Origin of the sequence: Nodosilinea sp. LEGE 07088, assembly GCF_015207395.1 — a bacterium.
Classification (GTDB): Bacteria; Cyanobacteriota; Cyanobacteriia; order Phormidesmidales; family Phormidesmidaceae; genus Nodosilinea.
Window position 1 is genome coordinate 1 of sequence record NZ_JADEWX010000323.1, and the last position, 3,095, is coordinate 3,095.

A 3,095-nucleotide genomic window follows, 5' to 3' on the forward strand; every position below is an offset into this window, starting at 1 on the left:
GTCTCGGTTGTGGATAGGGAGATAGGGTGATGGGGGGTGTTGGAGGAGTACTCTCCCCATCTCTGTTACTCCCCATCTCCCTATCCACAACCGAGACTGACGACTCAACAACGTCTGACCACTCCAGATTTAGCGCATCGCAGATCTCTTGAAAGATAAAGCGATCGACAGGTTTGCCGTTGAAGAACTTGTTTACCGTTGACCAGGAGGCAATGGCCAGTTCGTTCGCGATCGCTTTTTGGGTCAGGTTTCTCATCAGCAGTGCCTGCCGGGCCTGCTGTTGGCCTGCTTCAGATAGCTGTAGCGATCGCCCTGGCATAACGGTAATGGTGACCTAAGCCTTAAAACAACCGCCCCACCGCCACCCTAAACCCAGGCAAAACAGGGCTAGTCAGGTCATCGGCAGCATATAGAGAAATCGCCAGCTTCAGCAACCCACCATCGCGGCGATAGACCTCTAGCTTGCGCTGCTGGCGATCTGCAATCCAGTACTCCAGCACGCCATAGGCAGAGTAGATCTTGAGCTTAGATTCTTTATCGCGACGCTCGTTCTTTTCACCGGGCGACAAAACCTCAACCACTAGCTCTGGCGCAGCGATGAGATGCCCAGCCTCATCCAGCATGGTTTCCAATCGCTCATAGCTGGCCCACACCACATCTGGAATCACACTGTCAATTTCTGAAAAAACTAGCCCCGGATTGATTGCTGACTCACCCAGGCCACTGTCAGTTGACCAATTTTCTAACGCTGTTGCAATTTTCACTGCAACATTCTGATGCTTCCAGTGGGGGGCTCTGGTCACAAACAGCTCTCCGTCAATAATTTCGTAACGTCGCCCATCCTCAGGCAGCACCTCTAGATCTGCCACGGTCCAGCGAACATCGGTATTGGACGTCACCATTGCGGTCATCCCTCCAGGTCTCTCTTCAGAATAGCCCAAAGCTTCAGAAGGCCATTCCCGCCCCCCACGTTCCCACTTCTAAAACTCATACCCAACTCATATCCCCTACTCAAACAACCCATATTCGTACTCAGATCTGGGCTTGCGAAGGTAGATTCATGGGCCGCAAAGCCCAGCTACCGCAAGGGAGACAAGCCCATGAACGTACAGACCGAACAGCTTGCCGCCGCCTGGTATCTTGTCCAGCGCGGCAGCAAAGCCGCCGGGGTAGACGGCATCACCCCAGACCTGTTTGCCGGGGTTGCCCAAGAGCAGTTGCGCCACCTGCAACTCCAGCTCAAACGCGAGTGCTACCTGGCTAACCCCGCTCGGGGATTTTGGCTGCCTAAAAAGAGCGGCGGTCGCCGCCTGATCGGCATACCCACCGTGCAAGACCGCATTGTGCAGCGGTTTCTGCTGCAAACCATCTACCCCTATCTAGAAGAAAGCTTTAGCGACAGCTGCTTTGCCTATCGTCCCGGCCTCTCGATTTACCAGGCCGTGGATCGGGTGATGGAATTCTATCGCTATCAACCAACTTGGGTCGTCAAGGCTGATATTCAGCAGTTCTTCGACCAGCTCTCTTGGCCCATCTTGCTAGAGCAGCTAGAGCAACTTGGCATTGGCCCCCAGGCCGTTGCCTTGCTAGAGCAGCAGCTCAAATCGGGCATCGTCGTCCACGGTCAGCGGCAGTTTCTCAATAAAGGAGTACTCCAGGGCAGCAGCCTGTCCGGGGCGTTGGCCAACCTCTACCTCAGCGGCTTTGACCGCACCTGTGTGGAGTACGGCATTCCCCTGGTGCGCTACGGCGATGACTGCGTAGTGGTCAGCCAGAGCTGGGTGCAGGCCCACCGCGCCCTCAACTTGATGGACGACCTGCTCACCGATTTGGCCCTATCGCTGCACCCCGACAAAACCCGCATCATTCCGCCTACCGAGGGGTTCACCTTTTTGGGCCACCAGTTTGCCAATGGCGACGTCCAGGCTCCGCCTCGCACCCTGTCGCCTGTGGCAACCAAACCCCGCCAGCCGCCCCGTGGCCCCGTCGGCCCGCCGAAGGCGTGCAGCATCGTCAAAACTCGGCGACAGCGCCGTCCCTCAAACCTCGATACCTATTGGAGCGAACCTATGACTACTCTCTACGTGACCGATCAGGGCGCTTACGTGCGCGTCAGGTACAAGCAGTTTCAGGTATTTCATGAACGAGAACTGAAAATCAGCGTGCCCGTCAACCAGGTGAGCCATGTGGTGCTGTTTGGCTGCTGCAACCTCTCCCACGGGGCGGTAAGTCTGGCCCTTCAGCGCCGCATTCCGGTACTGTACCTGGCCAGCAATGGCCGCTACTTTGGCCGCCTTGACACCGAGGGCCACGCCCAGATCGACTACCTCACCCAGCAGGTGCTCCACGCCCAAGACCCAGCTTTTACCCACCGCCAGGCCCAGGCCATCATTCTGGCTAAGCTGCACAATAGCCGAGTGGTGCTGCAACGGATGCACCGCAAACGCCCGACCGATCTGGCGACAGAGGCGATTAAAGCCCTGCCCGAGCTGATGCAGCAGGTGGCCCAGGCCGACAGCATCGAAACTATGCTGGGGTTTGAAGGGCAGGGGGCCAACCTCTACTTTCGGGCCTATGCCTCGCTGCTCAAGGGCAAGTTTGAGTTTGAAAAGCGCACCCGCCGACCGCCCACCGACCCGGTGAATAGTCTGCTGAGCCTGGGCTATACGCTGCTATCGCAGAACCTGCACTCGATGGTAGAGACGGTAGGGCTGCACACCCACTTTGGCAATCTGCATAAACCGCAGAAAAATCGCCCCTCGCTGGTGTGCGACTTGGTAGAGGAGTTTCGCGCCCCCGTGGTCGATTCGCTGGTGGCCTACCTGATCAACACCAACATCTTTACCGAGGAAGATTTCACGCCCCCCGATGCTCGCGGCGGGGTCTACCTCCAGCCTGATGCCCTGAAAAAGTTTTTGCAGCGGTGGGAGGAATATCTCAACAAGAAAATTGTTCATCCCCACACGGGCATCAAGGTCAGCTACCGGCGCTGTTTCGAGCTGCAAGTTTGGGAATATGTGGCCTGCCTCATGGGCGACCAGGAGGTGTACCGCCCGATGCGATGGGAGAAGTAGGGGCAGTGGGGAGATAGGGGG

Annotated in this window: 3 protein-coding genes; 1 reads left to right on the top strand and 2 read right to left on the bottom strand. The window is 57.2% G+C overall.

The genetic code is table 11. From position 1 onward, the window contains the following. Together IQ254_RS30525 and IQ254_RS30530 are read right to left on the bottom strand one after the other, a co-directional pair. Positions 1–319 (bottom strand): helix-turn-helix transcriptional regulator (locus IQ254_RS30525; protein ID WP_193969893.1); only part of this gene is annotated, 319 nt, incomplete at its 3' end. A 22-nt stretch (positions 320–341) separates the two neighbouring features. After that, positions 342–902, bottom strand: a complete 561-nt coding sequence (locus IQ254_RS30530; RefSeq protein ID WP_193969894.1) for a Uma2 family endonuclease — start codon at positions 900–902, stop codon at positions 342–344. A gap of 198 nt (positions 903–1,100) precedes the next feature. Between IQ254_RS30530 and cas1 the strand changes: the two genes are divergently transcribed. Further along, entirely contained in the window at positions 1,101–3,074 is a 1,974-nt protein-coding gene (cas1, locus tag IQ254_RS30535; RefSeq protein WP_193969895.1) for a CRISPR-associated endonuclease Cas1, read from the top strand. Positions 3,075–3,095: the final 21 nt, after the last annotated feature.

Coding starts and splice junctions, on each gene's coding strand:
- IQ254_RS30530 (WP_193969894.1), bottom strand. CDS start 902: ATGGTGACGTCCAATACCGATGTTCGCTGGACCGTGGCAGATCTAGAG.
- cas1 (WP_193969895.1), top strand. CDS start 1,101: ATGAACGTACAGACCGAACAGCTTGCCGCCGCCTGGTATCTTGTCCAG.